The sequence below is a fragment of the Arsenicicoccus piscis genome, assembly GCF_022568835.1.
In the GTDB taxonomy this organism is placed as follows: domain Bacteria; phylum Actinomycetota; class Actinomycetes; order Actinomycetales; family Dermatophilaceae; genus Arsenicicoccus; species Arsenicicoccus piscis.
Genome location: NZ_JAKZHV010000003.1, coordinates 304,962 through 328,627, shown reverse-complemented (window position 1 = coordinate 328,627; position 23,666 = coordinate 304,962). Strand labels below are relative to the sequence as shown.

Genomic DNA, 23,666 nt, shown 5'->3' with positions numbered 1-23,666 from the left:
TTCCGGCGCCTCAGCCCCCGGCGCCGATGTTGCCTAGACGTCCACCATACGGGCAGACCGGACAGATCGTGCCAAGAGTGACAAATCGTCACCTGGTGCTGATCGCGCGGCTGCCGGCCGCTCAGTGCCAGCCCTGTCGTCGTGCCCACCGGGCACCGGCGCGCCGAGGGCGTACGGCGTGCGGGTGAAGCAGTAGGTCGCCAGGTCCAGGTGGCTGATCGACCCGTCGGCAGCGCGCACGACCTCGAGGGTCTCCCCCACGAAGCCGCTGTCCACGCCGACGAACCGGTCAGGACCGGTCGCCCGGAAGCGGGCGCCGCGCGTCATCGACAGCGGGCGCAGCTCCAGCTCGTCGGTGGAGACCAGCGACAGCACGTGCTGCTCGGGGCCCCAGTACCACTCGCCGGTGAGGTCGAGCAGTGAACGCTCGCCAGGGTCTACCGACCAGGGCTCCTGGGCCGCAGGCTCGTGCTGGGCCAGCAGGTCGAGCAGGTCCTCGGCGAGGCCGGTCAGGCCGGACGTCGCGTTGCACAGCACGACGGCGCCGTCGCCACCGGACGGTCGCACCCGCAGCGACGCGCGGAAGCCGGGCATCGAGCCGCCGTGGCCGACCGTGCGTCGACCACCGTCGTTCCAGATCATCAGGCCGAGGCCGTGCGCCAGGTCCCAGGGGTCGCCCGGCTCGTCCCAGAGCGTGAGCGGACGGGCCATCTCCACCAGCGTCGCCGGGTCGAGCAGGTCCTGGGTGCGCCCACCGAGGAAGGCCGCCCAGACGGCCAGGTCCTCGACGGTCGACCAGAGCTGCCCCGCCGGGGCCATCGCGCGGGCGTCGTGCGTCGGCTCGACATGGACCAGGTCCGCCTGTGGGTGCACCGCGAGCCCCGGCGCTGCCCCCTCCCCCGCCTCGTAGACCGTGTGCGTCATCCCCAGCGGATCGAGCAGCTCACCCTTCACGGCGGCGAACCACCCTGTGCCACAGCACGACTCGACCACCCGCCCGAGGAAGGCATAGCCGAGGTTGGAGTAGTGGTGCGAGCCACCAGGCCGACCCACGGTGCGGAGCCGACCCGAGACGAGGGTCTCCCAGTCGAGGCCTGGGCTGCGCTCCCACCACGGCCCGAGCGTCTCGGCCTGCAGCCCCGCCGTGTGCGACAGCAGCTGCCCGATCGTGACGTCACCGACCGGGGTGTCAGGGACGTGGGCGGCGAGCCGGTCGGCCAGGTCGAGCCGACCGGCGTCCCGCAACCGCATCACCTGCACGGCGACGAACGTCTTGGTGATCGACCCGATCCGATACTGCGTGCCCGGCGTCGCGGCCGGCCCGTCGGCCCGTCCGTCGAGCGTCCCCGCAGCCGCAGACCACGCCAGGCGGCCGTCCCGCACGACGGCTGCTGCGACGGACGGCAGTCGCTGCTCGCTCTGCTCGGCCCGCAACCTGCGATCCAGGTGCGCCTGCGTGGCCGAGCCCAGCATCACTCGGCCGTCGCGGTCGTGCGCTTGGCCGTCGCCTTCTTGGCCGTCGCCTTCTTGGCGGTGGTCTTCTTGGCAGCCGTCTTCTTGGCCGGAGCCTTCTTGGCAGCGCGCTTGCGAGTCGTCGGGCCCTTGGCACGCTTCTCGGCCAGCAACTCGAATCCCCGCTCAGCAGTGATGGATTCGGGGTCGTCGTCCTTGCGCAGGGTCGCGTTGGTCTCGCCGTCGGTGACATACGGACCGAAGCGACCATCCTTGACCGTGACCGCCTTGCCGGACACCGGGTCGGCCCCGAGCTCCTTGAGCGGCGGCTTGGCCGCGGCCCGGCCCCGGGTCTTGGGCTGGGCGTAGATCGCCAGCGCCTCCTCCAGGGTCAGGTCGAACAGCTGCGCCTCGGTGGCCAGCGACCGGGAGTCGGTGCCCTTCTTGAGGTAGGGCCCGTAGCGGCCGTTCTGGGCGGTGATCTCGGCACCGTCCGCGGGGTCTACCCCGACGACGCGGGGCAGCGACAGCAGCCGCAGCGCGGTCTCGAGGTCCAGCGAGGCGAGGTCCATGTCCTTGAAGAGACTCGCGGTCCGGGGCTTGACCTTGGCCTTCTTCTTGGCCCCCGCTGCGGGCGCCTCCTCGTCCGGGAGGACCTCGGTGACGTAGGGGCCATAGCGACCGGCTCGCGCCACGATCTCGTTGCCGGACAACGGGTCTCGACCCAGGACCTTGCCGTCGTCGGCCGCGACCTCGAGCAGCTCGCGGGCCATCTCGGGCGTGAGCTCGTCCGGCGCGATGTCGTCGGAGACGGTCGCGCGCCGGGGCGTCTGCTCGGGGTCGTCGGCGGCGGTCTTGGTGTCCTCGATGTAGGGGCCGTAGCGTCCGACCCGCACGACGACGCCGTCACCGATCTCGATGGTGGAGATCTCGCGGGCGTCGATCTCGCCGAGGTCGTCGACGAGTTCCTTGAGGCCCTCGGCCGAGCGGGTCTCGTCGCCGAAGTAGAAGCGGCGCAACCACTCCACGCGCCGCAGGTCGCCGTTGGCGATGCGGTCGAGGTCCTGCTCCATGCCGGCGGTGAAGTCGTAGTCGACCAGCTCGGAGAAGTGCTCCTCGAGCAGGCGCGTCACGGCGAAGGCGAGCCAGGTGGGGATCAGCGCGTTGCCCCGGTTGCGGACGTAGCCGCGGTCCTGGATGGTCGCCACCGTCGCCGCATAGGTCGACGGCCGACCAATCTCCTTCTCCTCCATGGCTTTCACCAGGGTGGCCTCCGTGTAGCGGGCCGGAGGCTTGGTCTCGTGACCGTCGGCCTCGGCGTCGAGGACGGCGAGGTCGGCACCCACCGACAGCTTGGGCAGCCGGCGCTCCTGCTCGTCCGAGCCAGACTCCGCGACGTCGTCGCGCCCCTCCTCGTAGGCGGCCAAGAAGCCGCGGAAGGTGATGACGGTGCCGCTCGCGGTAAAGCGCACCTGCCGACCGTCGGCCAGCTCGGAGCCGAGCTCGACGGTCGCGGTGGAGCCGCGCGCGTCGGCCATCTGCGAGGCGACGGTGCGCTTCCAGATCAGCTCGTAGAGCGCGAAGTCCTCGCCGCGCAGGGCACCAGCCACCTGGGCCGGCGTGCGGAAGCGGTCGCCCGCCGGGCGGATGGCCTCGTGCGCCTCCTGGGCGTTCTTGACCTTGCTCGCGTAGCGACGGGGGGCGTCCGGGACGTACTCCGCGCCGTAGAGGTCGCGGGCCTGGCTGCGCGCAGCGGTCAGCGCCTGCTCGGACAGGGTCGTCGAGTCGGTGCGCATATAGGTGATGTAGCCACCCTCGTAGAGCCGCTGGGCGACCCGCATGGCGTTGCGGCTGGACATCCGCAGCTTGCGGGAGGCCTCCTGCTGCAGCGTCGAGGTGATGAAGGGGGCCGAAGGCCTTCTGGTGTAAGGCTTTTCCTGGACGTCGACGACGCGCGCCGTGGTCTCGACGACCGCGGAGGCAATGGCCCGGGCTACCGACTTGTCCAGCGCGACAGCGCTGCGGGTTACGAGCTCGCCGCGGTCGGAGAAGTCGCGACCGGTGGCTACCCGCTTGCCGTCCACCTGGGTGAGGCGCGCCGAGAAGGCTTGTCCCGCAACGGCTTGCGGCTGGAAGTTGCCAGTGACGTCCCAGTAGCCGGCCTTGACGAACGCCATCCGCTCGCGCTCCCGCTCGACGACCATGCGGGTCGCGACCGACTGCACGCGCCCGGCCGACAGGCCCTGGCGCACCTTGCGCCACAGGACCGGCGAGACCTCGTAGCCATAGAGCCGGTCGAGGATGCGGCGGGTCTCCTGCGCGTCGACGAGGTCCTTGTCGAGGTCGCGAGTCTCGTTGACCGCGCGCTGGATCGCCTCCTTGGTGATCTCGTGGAAGACCATCCGCTTGACCGGCACCTTGGGCTTGAGCACCTCGAGCAGGTGCCACGCGATGGCTTCGCCCTCGCGGTCCTCATCGGTGGCGAGCAGCAGCTCGTCGGCGTCCTTGAGCAGGCGCTTGAGCTCGGCGACCTTCTTGCGCTTGTCCGCGTCCACGACGTAGTAGGCGTCGAAGCCGTTGTCGACGTCGACGGCGAACTTGCCGTAGGGGCCCTTCTTCATGTCGGCCGGGAGCTCGCTCGGATTCGGCAGGTCGCGGATGTGCCCGATGGACGCCTCGACGTCGTAGCCGGCGCCGAGATACCCGGCGATGCTCTTCACCTTGCCGGGGGACTCCACGATGACGAGCTTGCGACCACTGGTGGCCGAGGGTGCCATGCCTTCTCCTTGATCTCGAGGTCCCAGTGCGACGGATTCGTCGTCGCGACGAGGAAGGGCCTCGGGCCTAGACCGTAGCCCAGCGGGGCCCGGTCCGGCACGCGGGACCCACCTGACCACTCATTTAATTGACGCTTCAACTTTCTTGTCGTAGCCTGGTGGCATGTCCCAGCCGTCGACCCCTACCACCACCACCTCCGCCATGTCAGCCACCAGCGCGCCGCCCGTGCTCTACCTCAGCCACGGGGCACCCCCGCTCGCCGACGACGCCCGCTGGACGGCTGAGCTGGCGGCGTGGTCGGCGGACCTGCCCCGGCCCGAGCAGATCCTCATGGTGTCCGCGCACTGGGAGGCCGCGCCGGTGAGCGTGTCGTCGACGAGCGGTGCGCCCCTGGTCTACGACTTCTGGGGCTTCCCGCAGAAGTACTACGAGGTGACCTACGACGCGCCGGCGGCCCCCGAGCTGGCCCGTCAGGTCGCGAGCGCCCTCGGCGGCTCCGTGCACCAGGACCAGGACCGCGGGCTCGATCACGGCGCCTACGTGCCGCTCGTCGAGATGTATCCCGAAGCCGACATCCCGGTGCTGCAGCTGTCGATGCCGACGCTCGACCCCCGGGAGCTGTTCGCCCTCGGGCAGCGCCTCGCTCCCCTGCGCGACACCGGCACGATGATCGTCGGCTCCGGCTTCACCACCCACAACCTGCGCTGGTTCAGCCCCGACGCCGACACCCCGCCGCCCGCCGCGTCGCGCGAGTTCGACCACTGGGCGGCCGAGTCCGTGGCCGCGGGCGACGTGGACGCGCTGCTGGACTTCGAGCGGGTAGCCCCCGCGGCACGGCTCGCACACCCCCGCACCGAGCACTGGGCACCCCTGTTCGTAGCCCTCGGCGCAGCCTCCGCCAGCGGCGCCTCGGTCGCGGCGCCGAGCACCGTCGACGGCTTCTGGCACTCCTTGTCGAAGCGGTCCTGGACGTTCGCCTGACCCCCTAGGGTCGGCTCAGCGCAGCAGCCCGTCGGCGACGAGCGCGCGCAGCAGCGGCAGGGTCTCGGCCTGGACGTCGGCCGAGTCTCGTTGCAGCAGTGCGGCAATCGCGGTGAGCGCCTGCCTCGCCGTCAGGCTCCCGTCGCACACCGAGAGGTAGGCCGCCTGGGCGGTGCCGAGCCGGTGGGTGACGCCGAGGCCGCCGCCCTGGCGCACCTGGATCACCTGCGGGTCCTCGGCGCCCGGCCTGCCGTAGCGCTCCTCGGTCACGTCGTCCGCCACCTGCCAGGCCACGTCGAGGATCTCCTCGTCGGTGTGCTCAGCCAGGTAGGTGCGCGCTCGAATCCCTTGCAGCACAGCGGGACCCATCGGCGACGCCACCGGACCGGAGTGTTCTACGAGATCGCGGAAGGGCTGCCGCTCGGTGGCCGGGCGCTGCAGCACGCATACCCCGAAGCCGATCTCGGTCACCTCGCGCGCGGCGAAGTCGTCGAGCCAGGCCTCGTAGAGCCGGTCGAAGTCCGCTGTCGCAGCAGAGGTCCCGCCGTCGCGGATCCAGAGCTCGGCGTACTCGGCGGGGTCCTGGGTCTCACGCTGCACCACCCAGGCGTCCAGACCCGTGCCGTCCAGCCAGTCGGTCCAGACGTCGCGCCAGTCGCGGGTGGCCGTGATCTCCCAGTTGCCGAGGAAGCAGGCGATGCCGCCGGGCTCGAGGTGCTGCCCGACGTCGCGGACCACGCTGCGCACCAACGAGTCTGCGGCCAGCCCACCGTCGCGATACTCGTAGACCGGCACGCCCTCGATCCGTGGGGTGATGACGAACGGCGGGTTCGAGACGATCAGGTCGAACCGCTCCCCCGCGACGGGTTCGAAGAGGCTGCCCTGGCGCACGTCCCACTCGACCCCGTTGAGGGCGGCGTTGAGTCGGGCCAGCTCGACGGCCCGGGCCGAGAGGTCCGTGGCCACGACCTCACCGGCGTGCGTCGACGCGTGCAGCGCCTGCACACCGCACCCGGTGCCCAGGTCGAGCACCCGGCGCGCACCCGGCCGAGGGGTCCAGGCCGCCAGCGTCATCGACGCCCCGCCCACCCCGAGGACGTGGTCCTCGCGCAGCGGGGCCTGGGTGACCAGCTCGCCGAGGTCGGAGGCGAGCCACCAGTCGTGGGTGCCGTCGCCGTAGGGCCGCAGGTCCAGGGCCGCGCGCACCGAGTCCGCGGTCTCGCCGTCCTGCAGCAGGCCGAGGGCGCGGGCGCCGCTCACACCGAGCGAGGGCAGGGCCCGCTCGACGTCGTCGCCGGCGGTCTCGCGGCCGAGCACGAACAGGCGCACCAGCGTCGCCACCGGGTCGCCGGCGCCGCGGGTAACCCGCTCGGCGGGGAGCGCCTGCTCGCGGTGCAGCGCTGCGGCCGCGGCCGGACCGATCCGGTCCGCGACCGCGTCGACGGTGAAACCGGCCGCCAGCAGGTCGGCGCGCATCCGGGCCACCAGCTCTCGATCGAGGGGCGACTCCCCGCGGGCGTCAGAGGGACCGCGGCCCGGCGAGGGGTCTACGGGCATCAGCGGAAGAGCTCGCCCAGCAGCCCGCCGCCCTGCTGCTGCCCGTGCTGGGCGCCGGCGGAGGCGGGGGTCCACTCGCTCGGCTGCACGACCACGAAGCCGGGCCCGTGGAAGGCGAACTGGAAGGCCTCACCCGTGCCGCCGCGCAGCAGCGAGCGCATGTTCATGCTCGAGACCACCTGGGGCGTGAGGCCGGCGGACCAGGCGACCGCGGCCTGGGAGTCCACATAGGTGGGCTGCTGGCTGCAGTCCAGCACGACGGGCTGGCCGACCGAGCACATCGCCACGGTGCCGGAGCCGCTGAGGACGGTGTTGAACGCGCCCGCCGAGATCATGCCCGCGCCCTTGACCCGCTGGATGTCCCAGGTCAGTGCGGCATCGAAGGCCAGCAGGTTGCGCCCGTTGATGCTGAGGGCGTCGCCCTGCAGCTCCACGAGGTAGACGTGCCCGGCCTCGGCGGCGAAGAAGACGTCGCCGTCGCCCGCGACCCGCATGAGGGGCACGTCCTCGCTGGTGAGGATCTTGCGCATGAGCTTGCCCATGCTGCCGGCACCCTCGTGGTTGAAGGTGACCTGCCCCTGGAAGGCGATCATCGAGCCCTTCAGGGCGAGGACGTCCGCGCCGAGGTGGACCCGCAGCATCTGCGGGTTCTGCAGGGCGAACCGGTGCTCGCCCTCGACCTCGAGGTTGCGCTGCTCGAACAGTGTGCTCTGCATGGCGACCACCCTAGGGCTCGACGATCAAGCCGGCATCTCGCCCAGCTCGGGACGCAGGGGCTGGCCGGTGGCCCCCCAGCTCGGGGACCTCCTCGACGGTGTCGTAGAGCGGCACCACCTGGTCGAGGCCGGTGACCTCGAAGATGCGGCGGATCTTCGCATCGGCACCGACGACGCTCAGCCGTCCGTCGACGCGGCGCAGCATCTTGAGCCGTCCGACCACGACCGACAGGCCGCTCGAGTCCATGAAGGTCACCTGGCGCAGGTCCAGCACGACATCGATGGCACCGGCGCGCACCACCTCGTCGATCGCCTGGCGGAGCTGGGTAGAGGTCGCGATGTCGATCTCACCCGTCACCGCGAGCACCGCCAGGTGTTCGTGGTCAGCGGTGGTGATCTGCAACTTCACTGGGGGGTACTCCTCGTTCCCTGGCTCCGAGGGAGAGCCAGTCTTGTCGCCACCGGCCCGGGGGCCGAGGGTGGTGCGGTGGTGTCGTGCTGTCGCACCGTCGTAGGGGTGGTCCGTGGTCATCGCCTGCCGGGGTCACAGGCATCCTGGCATCGTTGAGTCGTCAGGTGGGGCTCCGAGCAACATGACGGTGGCCACTGGCACTCGATCGCGTCGCGACCGACCGGATGGGGTCAGCCGAGGCTTTGAACGATCGAACCGTCACAGCTCCGACGAAGCGGACGCGGGCTCGGTTCCATCCTCTCGTGCGTCTTCTCGTTGCGTGGCCGTTTCGCCCGGACCGTCTGGATTCTGCCCCTAGCGTCACCCGGCGTACCCGAGTTCTCCGCCGCGGGGGTCGATCGGTGACGATCAGTTGCCAACATCCACCCTTTCGGCCGTGGGGGTTACATCGCGCGTGACGGTGTCTCCTCGCCGCAGTGGGGTGACCAGGTGCCTCGGCGGCGCGCCTCGGCGGGTCCGATCGGGCGCTGCGCGCGATAGTGGCTGCAGCGCGACAGTGGCTGCAGCGCGACAGTGGCTGCAGCAGAGCAAGGAGGCCCCCATGGCGAACACCGTGTCTACCCCTGCCACGTCTGCGACCCGCGATGCCCTCGTCGAGCGGGTGCGTGCGCTGCTGGCCGGCCGCATGGTGCGCGAGGTCCGGATGTTCGGTGGGCTGTCGTTCATGGTCGACGAGCAGCTGGTCGTCGCCGCCCGGGGCGAGGGTGAGCTGCTGGTGCGGGTGGACCCGCAGCGGCAGGACGAGCTGCTCGCCCGGCCTGGCGCCCGCCCCGCCACCATGGGCAAGGACCGAGAGATGGGCCCGGGATGGCTCGCCGTCTCCGGGCCCGGCCACGCGGACGACGTGCAGCTCGCCTCCTGGGTCGAGATCGCGCTGGAGCACCAGCGGTAGACCCCGAGCCCGGGTCGGTCGTCGCCGGTGCGTCGGCCCCTGGTGGGGCGGGGTTGTCAGACCCCGCGCCTACCCTGGTCAGGTGACCACGACAGTGCGCGACGACCGGACGACGGGACTGGCGGAGGTGCGCCGGGACGACCACCTCCTGGCCGGCCTCGCTGCCGGCTCGCGCACCGCGCGGCTGGTGCACACCGAGCGCTTCGAGGCGCGGTCGGCCCGGCTGGGCGCGTGGCCGACCTGGACGCACCCCGCGCTCGTGGCGGCCCTCGCCGGTCGCGGCATCACCACGCCGTGGATCCACCAGGAGACCACCGCCGAGGCGGCGCACCGCGGTGATCACGTCGTCGTGGCGACGGGCACCGCCTCGGGCAAGTCCCTCGGCTACCTGCTGCCCGTGCTCACCGACCTGCTCGACGGCGCCGGCGCCCCGACCGGTCGAGGTGCCACCGCGCTCTACCTCTCACCGACGAAGGCGTTGGCCGCCGACCAGCTCGCGAGCATCCACAGGCTGGCGCTCCCGGGGCTGCGCGCGGCGGTCTACGACGGCGACACGGCCACGGACGAGCGGCGCTGGATCCGCGAGCACGCCCAGCTGGTCCTCACGAACCCCGACCTCGTGCACCACTCGCTGCTGTCCGGCCATGCCCGGTGGGCGCCGTTCCTGCGTGCGCTGCGCTACGTCGTCATCGACGAGTGCCACGTCTACCGCGGCGTGTTCGGCGCACACCTCGCCGGGGTGCTGCGCCGGCTGCGACGGCTGGCCGCTCGATATGGCTCGTCGCCGACGTTCATCCTCTCGTCGGCGACGGTGGCGGCCGCGGCAGACCTCGGCGAGCGCTTGACCGGGCTGCCGTTCGTCGAGGTCACCGATGACGGGTCCCCCTCGGGCCGACTCACCTTTGCGCTCTGGGAGCCGCCACTGGTCGACGCCGACGGACGACCGGTCGACGACGACACCGGGGCGACGCCGGAGTCCGGTCGCCGCTCCACCCTCACCGAGACCGCCCACCTGCTGGCCCAGCTGGTCGACCAGGACGTGCAGACGGTGGCGTTCGCCAGGTCCCGCAAGGGGGTGGAGACCCTGGCAGAGGCCACCCGCGCGTTCGTGCACGACGGACGGCTCGCTCGGCTCGTCGCGGCCTACCGTGGGGGCTACCTGCCGGACGAGCGGCGCGAGCTCGAGCGGGATCTGCGCGAGCGCCGGCTCCTCGGCCTGGCAGCCACCAATGCCCTCGAGCTCGGCATCGACATCCTCGGTCTCGACGCCGTGCTGATGGCCGGGTGGCCGGGCACGACGGCGTCGCTGTGGCAGCAGGCCGGTCGGGCCGGGCGCGCCGGCGGGGACGCGCTGGCCGTCCTCGTCGCGGACGACGACCCGCTCGACCACTACCTCGTGCATCACCCCGAGACGCTGTTCGGGCGGCCGGTCGAGGCCGTCGTCGTGGACCCCGACAACCCGTACGTGCTCGCCGACCACCTGGCCGCGGCCGCCGCGGAGCTGCCGATCACGGCCGCCGACGAGAGCTACTTCGGTCCGTCGATGCGCCCCACGCTGGACACCCTGGTGTCGGCCGGCGTGCTCCGCCGGCGGCCCAACGGCGCCTGGCACTGGCCACGACCGGACGGACCCCACGGGCAGATCACCTTGCGCAGCACGACCGACCCCACGGTGCGCATCGTCGAGCGCGGCACCGGCCGAGTGCTCGGCACCGTCGACTGGGCGTCGGCCCAGCGCCAGGCGCACACCGGCGCGGTCTACGTGCATCAGGGGCGCACCTTCGTCGTCACCGCCCTCGACCTCGAGGACGGGAGCGCCACGGTCGTGGCCGGCGACCCGGGGTGGAAGACCTCCGCGCGCACCACGACGGCCTTCGACCTCGGCCGGGTGCACACGAGCCGACAGGTCGGGCCGCTGACCGTCGCCTACGGCGAGACCGCGGTGCGCTCCCAGGTCACCTCCTTCCTGCGCCGCCTCCCCACCGGTGAGGTGCTCGGGGAGCACCCGCTGGACCTGCCCGAGTCGACCCTCCACACCCGCGGGGTGTGGTGGACCATGCCTGGCTGGTGGCTGCGTGACCATGGGGTAGACGAGATGGCCGTCCCCGGGGCCTTGCACGCGGCCGAGCACGCCGCCATCGGCCTGCTGCCGCTGGTCGCCACCGCCGACCGCTGGGACATCGGCGGCGTCTCCACCGACCTGCACCCGCACACCGGCGAGCCGACCATCCTGGTCTACGACGGACACCGCGGAGGGGCCGGGTTCGCCGAGCGCGGCCACGATCAGCTCGAGCGCTGGCTCCGGGCCACCCACGACGCGGTGCTGACGTGCGCGTGCTCGACGGGGTGCCCGTCCTGCGTCCAGTCACCCAAGTGCGGCAACGGGAACGAGCCGTTGGACAAGGCCGGGGCGTTGCGGGTGCTTCAGGCAATGCTGGACGAACTACGCACAGCCACGGCCTAGCTCGACCTAGGATGACGACAGCACCACCCCCCGCCCCCCACTGAGAGGCTCCCTCATGATCGTCATCGGCCTGCTCCTCGTCCTGCTCGCGGTCGTCCTCGGCGTCGTGGCCCTCTTCGGACTCCCCACCGGGACCGCCGTCGCCTGGACCTTCCTCGGCAACACCGTCTCCATCAGCCCCGTGACGATCTTCTTCGCCGGCGCCGCGGCCATGCTGGCCCTGATGCTCGGCCTGTGGTCCATGTCGATCGGGAGCAAGCGCAAGGCCCGGCAGCACAGCGAGCTGCGAGCGCTGCGCAAGGAGCAGAAGCAGCGCGACAAGCTCGAGACGCAGCGTCCCGTCGACACCCGGACCGGCTACACCGACCGCACCGCGGACCTGCGTCCCGAGGACCGCACCACCGGTCGCACCGACGACGGCGGGTCCAGCAGCCTGCGCTGAGGTGTCCCGTCGGCGGCTGCACCGACGCCAGCGGGACCACCCGAACGTCCCTCAGCCACCCGAACGACCCCTAGCCACCCGCACCACCAGGGCCACCCTCGGCAACGCCGGCGGTGGCCCTGGCCGTTGCGGGGCACCACCGCAGCGGGCACGGCACCGAGACGACGACCGTGACGCGGGGTCCCGTCGCGGAGGCGCTGGGCGAGCAGGACACCAGCACAACGTGATTCATGGCCGCAGCCGCGCCCGCCAAGGCGCAGGCCGACGCCCCGGCCCCGGTCGCTCCCGCGAGACCGGCGTAGGCGGTGGCTGCGCTCAGCGCGACGAGGTCCGCCGCTGCGGCAGCGCGGTGCCCCGTCACGACGCTGGTCACGACCGCGAGCGCCCCGGTGACCAGGACGAGCACCAGCGCCGCCGCACCGACCACCAGCACCGTGCCGGACCCGCGCTCGACCTCCGCGAACGGTGCACCCCTCGCCGACGCCCGCGCGACGACCGTCATTGCTCGACCCGCACGCTGGCGGACCCGGAGGCGACCGGGACTCCCGGCAGCCAGGCCAGGACGGCCCGGGGAGGCGCTCGGACCTCCGCGCGCGCGATGCCGCCGGCCACGCTCACCGCCACGGCACTCCCCTCGGGGGCGGCGCGAGCGGCCCAGGCGACGGCGTCACCCGCGGACTCGCCGCGGGCCGCGTGCCGCGCGGCAGCGGCCGCGGCGTCGACGCAGCGCGCGTGGTCGATCCCGAGGCCCACCGCGCCCACCCCGACGGCCGCCATCACCAGCACGGTCGGCAGCGCCAGGGCAGCTTCGACCGTGACCATGCCGGCGTCGCGGGCGGAGGTCGGGAGCACCGACCTCACCCGCCCATGCCCAGCGCGGTCGTGATGATCCCCGTGAGGGCCGAACGCACCGCGTCCGAGCGGACGATGACGATCAGCACCGCCGCGAAGGCCGCGGCAGCGATCGTGCCGACGGCGTACTCCGCGGTCGTCATGCCCGCGTCCGCGGCCTCGACCAGCCGCTCCCATCGCGTGGCCAGCTCGCGCCGGTGTCGCTGAATCTGCTTGTGCACCATCATGATCGACATGACTCCCCGCCTTCCCGGTCGGGCGCCCTCGGCCCGCCACCAACCACGCTGCCGCAGCGTCGGTGGCCGGGGAAGGCAGAGGCTGCGCCTGTGGACACGGGAGGGGTCAGCGCGCGCAGGGGGTGTCGAGCGGGCGTGAGCCGGGCTGCCCACCGGACGGGCGGCTCGCCCGAGCCAGGACAGCAGATCTGTCACCAACACCGCACGAGACGTACCGCTTTCGTCACGTTGCGTAAATACATCGGGTGCCACATTGCTACCGGGGTGGGAACCCCCGGTCCACCCGGGTGCTACCCACTACGCAGGCGAATCAAACCACTACGCATCGTCGTCTTCTGGAGGGAGTCCACCGCCAGGTGGCGAGTCGCCTCAGGAGTAAGAGCATGTCGCACGATCCCACTCTCCGCACCGCCGCCTCGGCTGCTCGCGCTGCCCTCCGGACCCTCTCGGCCGTGCTCGTTGCTCTCGTGGTGCTCGGCGGCGTGACCGGCGCGCTCACCCCGGCAGCCGCGGCCGCGCCCGGCGTCGGGACCGCTCCTCGTGTCGGGACCACCGAGCCGACCACCTGCCCCCGGCGTGCCGTAGAGCCGCTGCTCGCCGCCTTCGACGACCCGAGCCTGTACTACGTCGCACCCGGCGGCAGCTTCGAGGGCGGGTCGACCTCGTGGATGGCCGCGAGCGGCGTGCGGCTCGTGGCGGAGAACGAGCCCTGGCAGATCGAGCCCGGCACCCGCTCCCTCGCCGTCGGCCCCGGCGGCAGGACGACCTCGCCGCAGCTGTGCCTCGAGCAGGGTGAGGAGTCGATGCGTCTGTTCGTCAAGGCGCCGGGACGTCCCGGGTCTCGCCTGGCCGTCACCACCACCACCCAGAGCGCCCGGGGCACGCGCACCACGACCACCCTGATCGACGGCTCTCGCGCAGGGTGGCTGCTCACACCCCCGGTCAAGATCCCGGACACCACGGCTGGCAGCGGCGTCCAGCTGTTGCGGATCTCGCTCTCCACCAGGGGTCCTGGCACGTTCCTGGTCGATGACGTCCTGATCGACCCGTGGCGGATCTTCTGATGGCCGCGGCCCAGGCCGAGTCGTCGGCGCACGCCGACAAGGCAGCCCGTCGCCGCTCAGTCGCCCCGGTGACGCCGGTGAGCGACCTCGCGCGCCGGGACGACGAGCCGTCCCGACCGAGTCGGACGGACCGCGCCACCGCCCTGCTCTTCGGCGGTGGCGCCGCGGGCTTCGCCGTGGCGGAGGCCGGACGCGCCCTCGGCAGCACCGGGGTCCCCACCCCACACCAGATGCTCACCGCCGCACTGCTCGGGGTGATCTACGTCCTCGCGTTCCGGACCGAGTTCACGTCAAGCAACGGGTCGACGGTCGCCACCCAGCCGGTGCTGGTCGCCATGCTGCTCACGCTGCCTTCCGGCTGGACTCCCCTCGTCGCGCTCGCGGCCATCCTGGTCGCCAGCTCGTCCACGTGGCCACACTCGCAGGCGCGGGGCCACGCGACGCTGCTGGTCCTCGCCTCCGGGCTGCACGTGGCCGCCCCGGTCGCCACCTTGCAGGCGCTCGCCACGCAGGGGGTCGGCGGCCCTCTGGCGCTGGGCCTCGCCGTCCTCGCACAGGTGCTGACCGAGGTCGCCGTGGTGTCGGTGCGCGCCCGGATCGGTGGGGTCCGATGGGGCGTCCTCGCCCCTCAGCTGGTGTGGGCCAGCACCATCGACCTGCTCCTCAGCGCCATCGGGTGGTGCATCGTGCAGGCCACGGGGGGCACCCTGCCCTGGCTGCTCCTCATCGGGCTCCCCGTGCTGCTGGTCGGCCTCCTCGGGCGTGACCGGGAGGTCCACCTGGAGCAGGCGTTGTCGTTGCACCATGCCTACTCCGAGGCGAGCGAAGAGGCCCGGCACGACGGTCTGACCGGTCTGTCGAACCGGCGCGCCTGGGACGAAGCCCTCGCCGGTGCCACGCCGCTGGTCCAGGCCGGTGGCGCCAGCGCGACCGTGCTGGTGGCCGATCTCGATCAGCTCAAGGTGGCGAACGACTGCTACGGGCACCCCGAGGGGGACCGGCTCCTGATCGCCTTCGCCCGGCTGCTGGAGGGCTGCATGCCCGACGGGGCGATGGTGGCGCGGCTCGGCGGGGACGAGTTCGGCGTGCTGGTGGTCGGTCCACCGCAGGCCCAGCACGAGCACGCCGAGCCCCTGTCCGACCGGCTCCGCGCTGCCCTGGCCACAGCGACCGCCCCCGGACCGGTCCCGCTGTCCGCCTCCTGCGGCGAGGCGTCGACGCGCGAGTCACGGTGCTGCTGGACCGCATTCGCGCAGGCTGATCAGGCCCAGGGGGCCGACAAGCTGGCCCGTCGCCTCGCGCGCTAGGTGCCGCTGACCGACGTCAGCCAGGGCGAGCGCGTGTCGCCTGGTGCGAGCGCCGATCCGCACGCTGCTCAGCCGAGCGACCCGGCGAGGGCCACGACGAGCGGCAGGATGGCGGTGAGGGCGAAGCCCGGCAGGAAGGCCAGCCCCATCGGCAGCGTCGCCGACACCTCCAACCGCGTGGCCCGCAGCCGAGCGTCGTGCGCCTCGGCCTGCCTCAGCTCCTGGGCCGCGCTCACCAGCAGGTCGGCCGGCGCCAGGCCGGTCTCCTCGGCGAGGACCAGCGGCCGACCCACCTGGTCGAGACCCCCGCCGGCAGCCCGCCAGGCCGTGAGGGGCGGGATCCCCCACCGCAGCGCGGCTGCGACCGCTCGCAGGCGGCCGGCCACCTCGCCGTCGGCGGCGGTGGCGACCGCCTCGACCGACTCCACCACTCCTGCTCCGGAGCGCAGGCAGGCGGCCAGCAGCTCGGCCACGTGAGCCAGGTCGGCACGCGTCAGCCCGCTGGGACGGTGACGTCGGGCCCGGGTCGACCCGCGCCGGCCGGGCCTAGACCCTGTGGCACCAGCACCCGGTCGCACGGGCAACGCTGCACCGGGTCGGGTCCACAGCAGGGTGGCCACGCCGACGAGGATCGCAGCCAGCCACGCGCCGCTGGGGGCGGTCATGCCCACCGCCTCGGCCGGGCGGCCGCGGCGGCCAGCAGCCCGAGCCACCAGCGCCCCGCGAGGGCGAGAAGGACGCCGAGCAGCGCAGCAGCGGCCACCCAGGGACGACCGAGGTAGACGTCGAGGACGTCCAGGCCGAGGACCGCGGCGATCACCGGGCCGGCAACCGTGAGCGCCAGCAGCAGCCGACCCGTGCTCCGCGCACCTGCCGCCGCGGCGGCCACCGAGGCCCGAGCACCCTCCTCGGCCTGGAAGGTCTGCACCGCACGCTCCAGGACACCGCCGAGGGGTGTCCCCAGCTGCTCACCCAGCTCGATCATCTGCACCACCCGGCGCAGCAGCGCGCTCTGGTCGTGCACGGCCGAGGTCCGAAGCGCGGCTCCCACCTCGCCGTGCCGGGCGAGCGCCTGGCCGACCACGTCCGAGACGGGGCCTGGGGAGGCACGGGCCGCTGCCGCCCAGGCTCGCCAGGGATCGAGCCCTGCGGCCAGCCCGGGTGCGACGAGACCCACCAGCACCGCCACCTGCGCGTCGACCGATGGCTCGTCCTCGGTGCGGAGCCGGCCGAGAGCTCTACGCCGGAGCCCGTAGACCCCACCACCTGCACCCTCGTGGTGGCTCTCCTGCGACCCGAACCGCTGCGGTGGGAGACGGCTCGCGTGTCCCACCGGGAGGACAAGGACGGCGAGGAGCACCAGGAGCCCGGCAACCGCGGGGACGGCAACTGCGGGAACCACGACACCGGGGATCACGACGCACCCACCCCGTCCAACCGAGCCGCGAGCACGTCCCACCCGGCACCGTGCTCGACCTGCAGGCCTGCACCGCCCGGGCGGGCCCGCAGCGCGGTCACCACCCGTGGTGGACCATCCGCCGGCTCGATCACCGCCACCTCGGCCACGTGGCGACCGCGCGGGGAGCGCTGGCAGTGGACGATCACGTCCAGTCCTGAGCAGGCCTGGCTCCAGACGGCTTCGCGCGACATCCCGGCGAGCGCGCCCAGCGCCTCCAGCCGGGCCAGGACGTCGCCGGCGGAGTTCGCGTGGACCGTGCCGCAGCCACCCTCGTGGCCCGTGTTGAGCGCGGTGAGCAGCTCGCGGACCTCGGCGCCGCGGACCTCCCCGACCACGAGGCGGTCGGGTCGCATGCGGAGCGCCTGGCGCACCAGGTCGGTCAGCGTCACCTCGCCGCGACCCTCGACGTTGCGGGCCCGACCCTGCAACGACACGACGTGGGGGTGAGCCACCGCCAGCTCGCGGACGTCCTCGACGACCACGAGCCGCTCGTCGGGTGCGACCGCCGACAGCAGGGCGCCGAGCACCGTCGTCTTCCCGGTGCCGGTGCCACCCGTCACGAGGTAGGCCAGCCGACGCTCGACCAGCGCGACGAGGGTGCGGGCGAGCAGGTCGTCGACCGCGCCCAGCTCCTGCAGCCGGGCGATCGTCAAGGGTTCGCGGCGCGGGATGCGCAGGCTGAGATGAGCCGCGCCGTGCGCGATCGGCGGGAGCAGGGCGTGCAGCCGCACCCCGGACGGGAGCGTGCCGTCCACGTAGGGCGCCGCGTCGTCGAGCCGGCGACCGGCCAGCCCGGCGAGGCGCACCGCGAGCGCCCGTGCGTCGTCGGCGCCACCGACGACGACCTCCGTGCGCTCCAGGCCGCCGCCCCGGTCGATCCACACCGAGCCGTCCCCGTTGACGAGCACATCGGTCACGCCCGGCAGAGCGAGCAGGCGCTCGAGCGGACCGGCGCCGAGGACGGCCCCCGCGATCTCCGTGGCCCGACGGCTGGCACCGCCCGCGCCGAGGACCGCCTCCTGGTCGGCAGCGACCCGTCGCACGCTGGCCGGGTCCGGCGGCACACCGGCTCGGACGAGGGCCCACAGGGAGCCACCTTCGGTCGCGGCGGTCATCGTCGGCCACCGGCGCGTCGGCGTCGAGCGGGGCCGAGCGCGAGGGCGTCGATGACCTGGGTGGCCGTGCTGCTGAGCGCACCCCGCGCCCGATGACCCGGCGGGAGCCCGTTGGTGAGATCTGCGTCGAGCCCGCGATCCTCGCCCAGGGTGCCGAGGAGAGGGAGGTCGAGGTGCTCCGCCACCCGCTCCGGCGCGGCGGCGTTGCGGCCGGCCGTCCGCAGGACCAGGCCGGGTGGCTCCCCGGAGAAGCCGGGCAGCGACGCGTGGACGGCCAGGCCGGCGGCGGCCGCCAGCTGATGGACACCGGAGCCGACGAGGAGCACGGACTCGTCGAGGTGGTCGACCAGCCCCGGAGGGCCGGGCCAGCGGGACCCGCCGACCACCACGGCCGAGGCGCCGGTCGCGAGGCCCCGGACGACCGCCCCGAGCTGGTCGGCCGTCGGCGCCTGCGCAGCCGCGAGCGGGTCGAGGACCTCGTGCGAGAGGACCGCCACCCCATGGGCTCGGGGCAGCTGGGCGACCAGACCCGCTCCGTCGACGGTGCCGCTCACCCCGGCCAGGGCGGACCACCGCAACCCCGGCTCGTGCTCGCAGCCGAGCAGCAGGTCCAGCCCACCGCCGGACGGGTCGGCGTCCACGAGGGCTACCTCGCCGGAGAGCGCATGAGTCAGCCGGACGGCGAGCGCGACGGCCAGACAGGACACCCCGAGCCCGCCGGTCGCGCCGAACACCCCCACCACGGCGGCGGGCGGGCCACCCGCGGCCGGGGCGACGGCGGCGAACGGGTCGGGGGACGCGGGGACGATGGTTCGAGTCATGGCCGGAGCCTGGCCGCATTCGAGCCGTCGCGACAGGTCGAGGCGCCGCCTGTGGACGGCGCAGGGGTCACAACCCGCAGTCCAGGGACGGGCGGGCTGCGCCTGGTCATTTCGGGCGCCGATAGTCGGGCACAAGATACGAAAATGGGATCTATCTAGCCCAATCGGGTGAAAACCAACCCGGGTGGCCAGGATGGACTAGTTATTTCGAGCCCGTCTGGTCCAAGATAGACATGCAGCGCTCCCGTTGAGGTTGAGCGCTCGCACCGGCTCTCCCCCCAGAGCCTGGTGATGACGACCCCCGCTGCCCCCCCGGCGGGGGTCGTCCCATGTCCGGCCCGGCTCGCCCCCTCCAGCGACAGCCCGCTGCGCAAGTTGAGTCCCTGATAGTGGTGTAGCGCGGTCGCCGAGATCGTCACCGGCGTGTACGGAAGACGTGGGCGCGGCCACCGCGTGATCCTTCGAGTCAACCTTCTACCGAATCCTCGAGGACCATCACGATGACCGCTCCCCACATTGTTGACCCTGCACGTCTGCTGGGCGAAGCACTCGCCGAAGCCTCACCCGATCTGATGCGCGAGCTGTTGCAGACGATGATCAACGCCCTGCTGTGTGCCGATGCCGATGCGGTGGTCGGCGCCGAGTACGGCCGCCCCACGCCGGGACGGGTCGCGCAGCGCAACGGCTACCGCCACCGCGACCTGGACACCCGGGTCGGGACCATCGACGTCGCGATCCCCAAGCTGCGCAAGGGCACCTACTTCCCCGAGTGGCTCCTCGAGCGCCGCAAGCGTGCCGAGGCCGCTCTCATCACGGTCGTGGCCGACTGCTACCTGGCCGGGGTGTCCACGCGGCGGATGGACAAGCTGGTCAAGACCCTCGGGATCGACTCGCTGTCCAAGTCCCAGGTCTCGCGGATGGCCGCCGAGCTCGACGAGCACGTCGAGCAGTTCCGCCACCGGCCGTTGGACGCAGCGGGGCCGTTCACGTTCGTCGCCGCGGACGCGCTGACCATGAAGCTCCGCGAAGGTGGGCGGGTGATCAACGCCGCCGTGCTGCTGGCCACCGGCGTCAACGGCGACGGGCACCGCGAGGTCCTCGGCATGCGCGTGGCCACCGCTGAGACCGGCCCGGTGTGGAACGAGTTCTTCGCCGACCTGGTTGCCCGTGGCCTGACCGGGGTCCGGCTGGTCACCTCAGATGCCCATGCCGGCCTGGTCGAGGCGATCGCAGCCAACCTGCCCGGAGCCTCGTGGCAGCGATGCCGCACCCACTACGCAGCGAACCTCATGGGCGTGACACCCAAGAGCATGTGGCCCGCGGTCAAAGCGATGCTGCACTCGGTCTACGACCAGCCCGACCGTCCGGCGGTTCACGCACAGTTCGACCGGCTCCTGGACTACGTCGACGGCAAGCTGCCCGAGGTCCACGACCACCTCGACGGCGCCCGCGCCGACATCCTCGCCTTCACCGACTTCCCCAAAGACGTGTGGACCCAGATCTGGTCCAACAACCCCGCCGAACGACTCAACCGCGAGATCCGCCGCCGCACCGACGCCGTCGGCATCTTCCCCACCCGCGCCGCCATCATCCGCCTCGTCGGCGCCGTCCTGGCCGAGCAAACCGACGAATGGGCCGAGGGCCGCCGCTACCTCGGACTCGACCTCCTCGCCCGCTGCCGCGTCAACATCGTCCCCACCACCGAACCCGAGATCGGAGCTGATGACGTGCACGCACTGACCGCCTGACCCATCACGAAGGAGAACGCAGCGCTACACCACTACCCGGGACTTGACCGCTGCGCAGAACCCCGACCCAGGCAGACCCCCGACGCAGTGAAGGCACCGCCCGCTGGGGACGGTGCCTTCACCGGACAGAGCGCCGACGCGACCAGGCGTGCATCCTCGCGTCGTCGTCGCTCGGGAGGCTGGGATCCTCGAGCGACGAGCCGTCCATCAGTGGACTGCCCGCGCGTGGGTACGTCAGGAACTCTGCAGCGGCCCCGTCACCGATGGTGGGTGGGGTGACCGGTAGACCGGGCCGACCCCTCAGTTGTACTCCTCGGTTCGGTGCTCCGACAGGGCCCGAACGGGTGAGTCCGGCACGCAGCGTGACCAGACCTGGGACGGCGCGGCCGGTCTACGACAACCGGCCTGCCAGGACGGCGTCGGCGATGCGGGTCCCTTCGGCGGCGCCCGCGACGTAGGCGGCGGTCGCGTGCCGCAACCACAGCGCGACACCGTCCGCCGACCCCTGGGCGTAGCCGGCCAGCGCGCCCACGTAGGCAGCGGGGCCGACGGCCCGGTGGCCCACCTCGGGCACCGCCACCCCGGTCGCGTCGAGTCCGCGGCGCTGCACGAGGACCCGCTCGGCGGCGCGCGCCACCAGAGCGTTGCCGGACCCGAACGGGCGCAGCACCGCGACCTCGGCATGGACCAGGGCGCTGACCAGGGCCGCGGGCACCTCCGGCGGCGCCTCCATCAGCTCGACCAGACCCGCCAGCCGGGTCTCCAGGGCCGGTCGGCACCGGCCCGAGGTCGGTCAGCTCCAGGCACGCCTGGTCGCCGCTGCGCGGCCGCCCCACACCGTCCTGGGCGTCTGCACGGGCATCACCAGCACCAGCACCAGCCGCAGCACCGCCAGCACCACCGCCCGCGCCCGCCGCAGCCGTGTGCAGCCGGGCGAGCAGCTGGCGAGCGGGCACCCCGGAGCGCACGAGGTGCTCGGCCTCGAGGGTGGCCAGCACGGCCGACCGGGCGACCCGCTCGGCCGGGTCCGGCTGCTCCGGCCAGCTCAGCGCCCCGCGGACGACGTCGCGCACCGAGGCGACGGGCAGCCGGGCGCCGTCCAGGTCCGCCGACGACCAGGCACCGCGCACGCGGGACTCGGCGGCGGCCTCGGGGATGCGTCGGCGCAGCGCCTGGTGCCAGCGCAGCTGGGTGCACGCCTCGCGAGCCTGCTCCACCCCCTCGCGCACCCCGGGCAGATCGAGGAGGTCGAGCAGCGGGCTCGACAGGTCGCAGGCAGTCATGCGGCCCAGCGTAGAGGCACCCGATCGCTAGGCTGACGCCGTGCTCTCCACCGGCGACCAGACCACGATGCTCGCGCTCGTGGGCCTGCTCGCCGCGCTGGCCGTCGCCGCCACGGTGGTGCTGCGCGCGCTGCGGCCCCGGCGCGGGCTCGGGTCGATCGAGGAGCAGGCGACCTACCGGGCCCTGCACACCGCCGGTCTCGCGACCCCGCACCTGCGGGACGGGCTCACGCCTGAGGGCGCACCCCGCGCGGCCCGTCCGCTGCGCCAGCTCCTCGGGGTGCCGGCGCTCGCCCTCACCGACACCAGCGTGGTGCTGGCCTGGGACGGCCCCGCCGACCACCACCAGGACGCGACGATGGAGCAGGTCAGCGAGGTGCTCCACACCGGTCGAGTGGTCGTGCTGCGCGCCCGCGACGTGCGCTGCGCCGACGACGGCTGCCCGATCCGCGGGGCCGTGTGCGCACCCATCGTGTCGGGTGACCGGGTGGTCGGCACGCTCACGGCCTACGCCCCTCGAGCCGGCGTCGGGCTGGTGCGCGCCACCCGTGAGCTGGCCGGCTGGGTGTCCACGCACGTTGAGCTCGCCGAGCTGGGCCGCCAGCGCACGCGCACCATGGAGGCCGAGCTGCGCGCTCTACGGGCTCAGATCTCGCCGCACTTCGTCTACAACTCCCTCGCGGCGATCGCGTCGTTCGTGCGCACCGATCCCGACCGAGCCCGCGAGCTGCTGCTGGAGTTCGCGGACTTCACCCGCTACTCCTTCCGTCGCGGGGGTGCGTTCACGACTCTCGCCGAAGAGCTGACCAACGTCGAGCGCTACCTCGCGCTGGAGCAGGCCAGGTTCGGGCCGCGGCTCGCGCTGACCCTGGACATCGAGCAGGAGGTGCTGTCGGTCGTCGTCCCCTACCTCGCGATCCAGCCGCTCGTGGAGAACGCCGTGCGGCACGGCCTGGAGCCCAAGGTCGGTCCCGGTCTGGTGACCCTGACGGCGCGCAGCCGTGGCAACGAGGTGGAGATCACGGTCGAGGACGACGGCGTGGGCGCCGACCCGGCGCGCGTGCGGAGCGTCCTGTCCGGGGACCATGGCGGGGACAACGTCGGCCTCGGCAACGTCGACGCGCGTCTGCGACAGGTCTACGGAGACGCCCACGGTCTGGTCGTGGAGACCCAGGTCGGGGCGGGCACCACGGTGACCTTCCGCGTCCCTCGGTACGCGCCCGGCGTCCACGCGGCACCCCGCGGAAAGTAGTCTCTGACCCATGCGTGCGCTCCTCGTGGACGACGAGCTCCCGGCTCTGGCCGAGCTCGCGTACCTGCTGCGCCTCGACGCCCGCATCACCGAGGTCACGCCCGTCGGCAGCGGTGCCGAGGCGCTGTCGGCGCTCGCCCAGCAGCCGTTCGACGTGGTCTTCTGCGACATCAACATGCCTGGCCTCAGCGGGATGGACGTCGCGCGCACCCTCGCGCGGATGCCGTCCCCGCCGTCCGCTGGTCTTCATCACGGCGCACGAGCAGCACGCGGTCGACGCCTTCGAGGTGCGTGCGCTCGACTACGTCCTGAAGCCGGTCCGGGCCGAGCGGCTGAGCGAGGCGGTGCGACGGGTCGTGGGGGCCCGCGCCGCCGAGTCTGCCTCTCCCACAACGGCACCCGAGCCCGAGGACGAGACGATCGCGGTAGAGCTCGGCGGGGTCACGACCTTCGTGCGGCGGTCCCAGGTGATCTATGCGCAGGCTCAGGGAGACTATGCGCGGCTGCACACCGACGACGGCGCCCACCTCGTGCGCGTCTCGCTCACGCTGCTCGAAGAGCGTTGGCAGGAGGCGGGATTCGCGCGCATCCACCGCTCGACCCTGGTCAATCTCGCTCGGGTCACGCACGTCCGCGTCCACCAGGGCCACTGCTCGGTCCTGCTCGATGACGTGGAGCTGCAGGTGAGTCGCCGGCACACCCGCGCCCTGCGCGACCGGCTGGGTCGCACCGGGCTCGCACCCGCCGGTCGTCGACGCGGCGAGCTGTAGCCACC

Annotated in this window: 22 protein-coding genes and 1 pseudogene; 10 read left to right on the top strand and 13 right to left on the bottom strand. The window is 72.9% G+C overall.

What is annotated here, in order from left to right:
- Positions 1 to 33: 33 nt before the first annotated feature.
- Together MM440_RS07380 and topA are read right to left on the bottom strand one after the other, a co-directional pair.
- Positions 34 to 1,473, bottom strand: coding sequence for a serine hydrolase domain-containing protein (locus MM440_RS07380; protein WP_241443669.1), 1,440 nt, complete (start codon positions 1,471 to 1,473; stop codon positions 34 to 36).
- Positions 1,473 to 4,229 carry a type I DNA topoisomerase gene (gene topA, locus MM440_RS07375; RefSeq protein ID WP_241443668.1) on the bottom strand — a complete coding sequence of 919 codons (2,757 nt, stop codon included), beginning with the start codon at positions 4,227 to 4,229 and terminating at the stop codon, positions 1,473 to 1,475. Before topA ends, MM440_RS07380 begins: the two co-directional genes overlap by 1 nt.
- A 163-nt stretch (positions 4,230 to 4,392) precedes the next feature.
- Here topA and MM440_RS07370 point away from each other — a divergent pair, with 163 nt between their 5' ends.
- Complete coding sequence (locus tag MM440_RS07370) at positions 4,393 to 5,211, top strand: dioxygenase family protein (protein WP_420914138.1); 819 nt, start codon at positions 4,393 to 4,395, stop codon at positions 5,209 to 5,211.
- Positions 5,212 to 5,226: 15 nt separating this feature from the next.
- On the opposite strand, the gene MM440_RS07365 is transcribed toward MM440_RS07370, so the two are convergent.
- From MM440_RS07365 to MM440_RS07355, 3 genes are read right to left on the bottom strand one after another with little or no spacing between them, the layout of a single operon-like run.
- Positions 5,227 to 6,768: a DUF7059 domain-containing protein gene (locus tag MM440_RS07365; RefSeq protein WP_241443667.1), complete on the bottom strand. Its 1,542-nt coding sequence runs from the start codon at positions 6,766 to 6,768 to the stop codon at positions 5,227 to 5,229.
- Positions 6,768 to 7,484 carry an AIM24 family protein gene (locus tag MM440_RS07360; RefSeq protein ID WP_241443666.1) on the bottom strand — a complete coding sequence of 239 codons (717 nt, stop codon included), beginning with the start codon at positions 7,482 to 7,484 and terminating at the stop codon, positions 6,768 to 6,770. Before MM440_RS07360 ends, MM440_RS07365 begins: the two co-directional genes overlap by 1 nt.
- Positions 7,485 to 7,494: 10 nt before the next feature.
- Positions 7,495 to 7,893 (bottom strand): anti-sigma factor antagonist, encoded by a 399-nt coding sequence (locus MM440_RS07355; protein WP_241443665.1) that lies wholly within the window; start codon positions 7,891 to 7,893, stop codon positions 7,495 to 7,497.
- Between the two features lie 604 nt (positions 7,894 to 8,497).
- On the opposite strand from MM440_RS07355, the gene MM440_RS07350 reads away from it, so the two are divergent.
- From MM440_RS07350 to MM440_RS07340, 3 genes are all read left to right on the top strand, one after another.
- The gene (locus MM440_RS07350; RefSeq protein ID WP_241443664.1) at positions 8,498 to 8,848 is read left to right on the top strand and encodes a TfoX/Sxy family protein; all 351 of its coding nucleotides are present in this window, start codon (positions 8,498 to 8,500) and stop codon (positions 8,846 to 8,848) included.
- A gap of 118 nt (positions 8,849 to 8,966) precedes the next feature.
- Positions 8,967 to 11,312 (top strand): DEAD/DEAH box helicase, encoded by a 2,346-nt coding sequence (locus MM440_RS07345; RefSeq protein ID WP_420914145.1) that lies wholly within the window; start codon positions 8,967 to 8,969, stop codon positions 11,310 to 11,312.
- Between the two features lie 55 nt (positions 11,313 to 11,367).
- The gene (locus MM440_RS07340; RefSeq protein ID WP_241443663.1) at positions 11,368 to 11,754 is read left to right on the top strand and encodes a hypothetical protein; all 387 of its coding nucleotides are present in this window, start codon (positions 11,368 to 11,370) and stop codon (positions 11,752 to 11,754) included.
- Positions 11,755 to 11,824: 70 nt separating this feature from the next.
- Here MM440_RS07340 and MM440_RS07335 read toward each other — a convergent pair whose 3' ends face one another.
- The 3 genes from MM440_RS07335 to MM440_RS07325 are packed head-to-tail and all read right to left on the bottom strand — an operon-like array spanning position 11,825 to position 12,842.
- Positions 11,825 to 12,256 carry an Rv3654c family TadE-like protein gene (locus MM440_RS07335; RefSeq protein WP_241443662.1) on the bottom strand — a complete coding sequence of 144 codons (432 nt, stop codon included), beginning with the start codon at positions 12,254 to 12,256 and terminating at the stop codon, positions 11,825 to 11,827.
- Entirely contained in the window at positions 12,253 to 12,606 is a 354-nt protein-coding gene (locus MM440_RS07330) for a TadE family type IV pilus minor pilin (protein WP_241443661.1), read from the bottom strand. The genes MM440_RS07335 and MM440_RS07330 overlap by 4 nt, the downstream gene beginning before the upstream one ends.
- A 5-nt stretch (positions 12,607 to 12,611) precedes the next feature.
- Positions 12,612 to 12,842, bottom strand: a complete 231-nt coding sequence (locus MM440_RS07325) for a DUF4244 domain-containing protein (protein WP_241443660.1) — start codon at positions 12,840 to 12,842, stop codon at positions 12,612 to 12,614.
- A 452-nt stretch (positions 12,843 to 13,294) separates the two neighbouring features.
- Here MM440_RS07325 and MM440_RS07320 point away from each other — a divergent pair, with 452 nt between their 5' ends.
- Together MM440_RS07320 and MM440_RS07315 are read left to right on the top strand one after the other, a co-directional pair.
- On the top strand, positions 13,295 to 13,906 hold the full coding sequence (locus tag MM440_RS07320; RefSeq protein ID WP_241443659.1) for a hypothetical protein: 612 nt from the start codon (positions 13,295 to 13,297) through the stop codon (positions 13,904 to 13,906).
- A complete protein-coding gene (locus MM440_RS07315) occupies positions 13,906 to 15,213 on the top strand; it encodes a GGDEF domain-containing protein (protein ID WP_241443658.1) in 1,308 nt (435 codons plus the stop codon). The genes MM440_RS07320 and MM440_RS07315 overlap by 1 nt, the downstream gene beginning before the upstream one ends.
- Before the next feature lie 68 nt (positions 15,214 to 15,281).
- On the opposite strand, the gene MM440_RS07310 is transcribed toward MM440_RS07315, so the two are convergent.
- From MM440_RS07310 to MM440_RS07295, 4 genes are read right to left on the bottom strand one after another with little or no spacing between them, the layout of a single operon-like run.
- Positions 15,282 to 15,878 (bottom strand): type II secretion system F family protein, encoded by a 597-nt coding sequence (locus tag MM440_RS07310; protein ID WP_241443657.1) that lies wholly within the window; start codon positions 15,876 to 15,878, stop codon positions 15,282 to 15,284.
- On the bottom strand, positions 15,875 to 16,615 hold the full coding sequence (locus MM440_RS07305) for a hypothetical protein (RefSeq protein ID WP_241443656.1): 741 nt from the start codon (positions 16,613 to 16,615) through the stop codon (positions 15,875 to 15,877). The genes MM440_RS07310 and MM440_RS07305 overlap by 4 nt, the downstream gene beginning before the upstream one ends.
- 11 nt (positions 16,616 to 16,626) lie before the next feature.
- On the bottom strand, positions 16,627 to 17,787 hold the full coding sequence (locus MM440_RS07300; RefSeq protein ID WP_241443655.1) for a TadA family conjugal transfer-associated ATPase: 1,161 nt from the start codon (positions 17,785 to 17,787) through the stop codon (positions 16,627 to 16,629).
- Positions 17,784 to 18,608 carry a CpaE-like family protein gene (locus MM440_RS07295; RefSeq protein ID WP_241443654.1) on the bottom strand — a complete coding sequence of 275 codons (825 nt, stop codon included), beginning with the start codon at positions 18,606 to 18,608 and terminating at the stop codon, positions 17,784 to 17,786. Before MM440_RS07295 ends, MM440_RS07300 begins: the two co-directional genes overlap by 4 nt.
- 500 nt (positions 18,609 to 19,108) lie before the next feature.
- Here MM440_RS07295 and MM440_RS07290 point away from each other — a divergent pair, with 500 nt between their 5' ends.
- A complete protein-coding gene (locus MM440_RS07290) occupies positions 19,109 to 20,356 on the top strand; it encodes an IS256 family transposase (protein ID WP_241443653.1) in 1,248 nt (415 codons plus the stop codon).
- A gap of 391 nt (positions 20,357 to 20,747) precedes the next feature.
- Here MM440_RS07290 and MM440_RS17295 read toward each other — a convergent pair whose 3' ends face one another.
- Positions 20,748 to 21,089 (bottom strand): hypothetical protein, encoded by a 342-nt coding sequence (locus tag MM440_RS17295; RefSeq protein WP_338155620.1) that lies wholly within the window; start codon positions 21,087 to 21,089, stop codon positions 20,748 to 20,750.
- Between the two features lie 590 nt (positions 21,090 to 21,679).
- Here MM440_RS17295 and MM440_RS07280 point away from each other — a divergent pair.
- The 3 genes and pseudogenes from MM440_RS07280 to MM440_RS17285 all read left to right on the top strand — a co-directional run bounded on the left by MM440_RS07280 (position 21,680) and on the right by MM440_RS17285 (position 23,661).
- On the top strand, positions 21,680 to 22,891 hold the full coding sequence (locus MM440_RS07280; protein ID WP_241443652.1) for a histidine kinase: 1,212 nt from the start codon (positions 21,680 to 21,682) through the stop codon (positions 22,889 to 22,891).
- A 10-nt stretch (positions 22,892 to 22,901) separates the two neighbouring features.
- Positions 22,902 to 23,057: pseudogene (locus MM440_RS17290) on the top strand (DNA-binding response regulator); the annotation flags it as partial.
- A 121-nt stretch (positions 23,058 to 23,178) separates the two neighbouring features.
- Positions 23,179 to 23,661, top strand: coding sequence for a LytR/AlgR family response regulator transcription factor (locus MM440_RS17285; protein WP_338155619.1), 483 nt, complete (start codon positions 23,179 to 23,181; stop codon positions 23,659 to 23,661).
- Positions 23,662 to 23,666 lie beyond the last annotated feature (5 nt).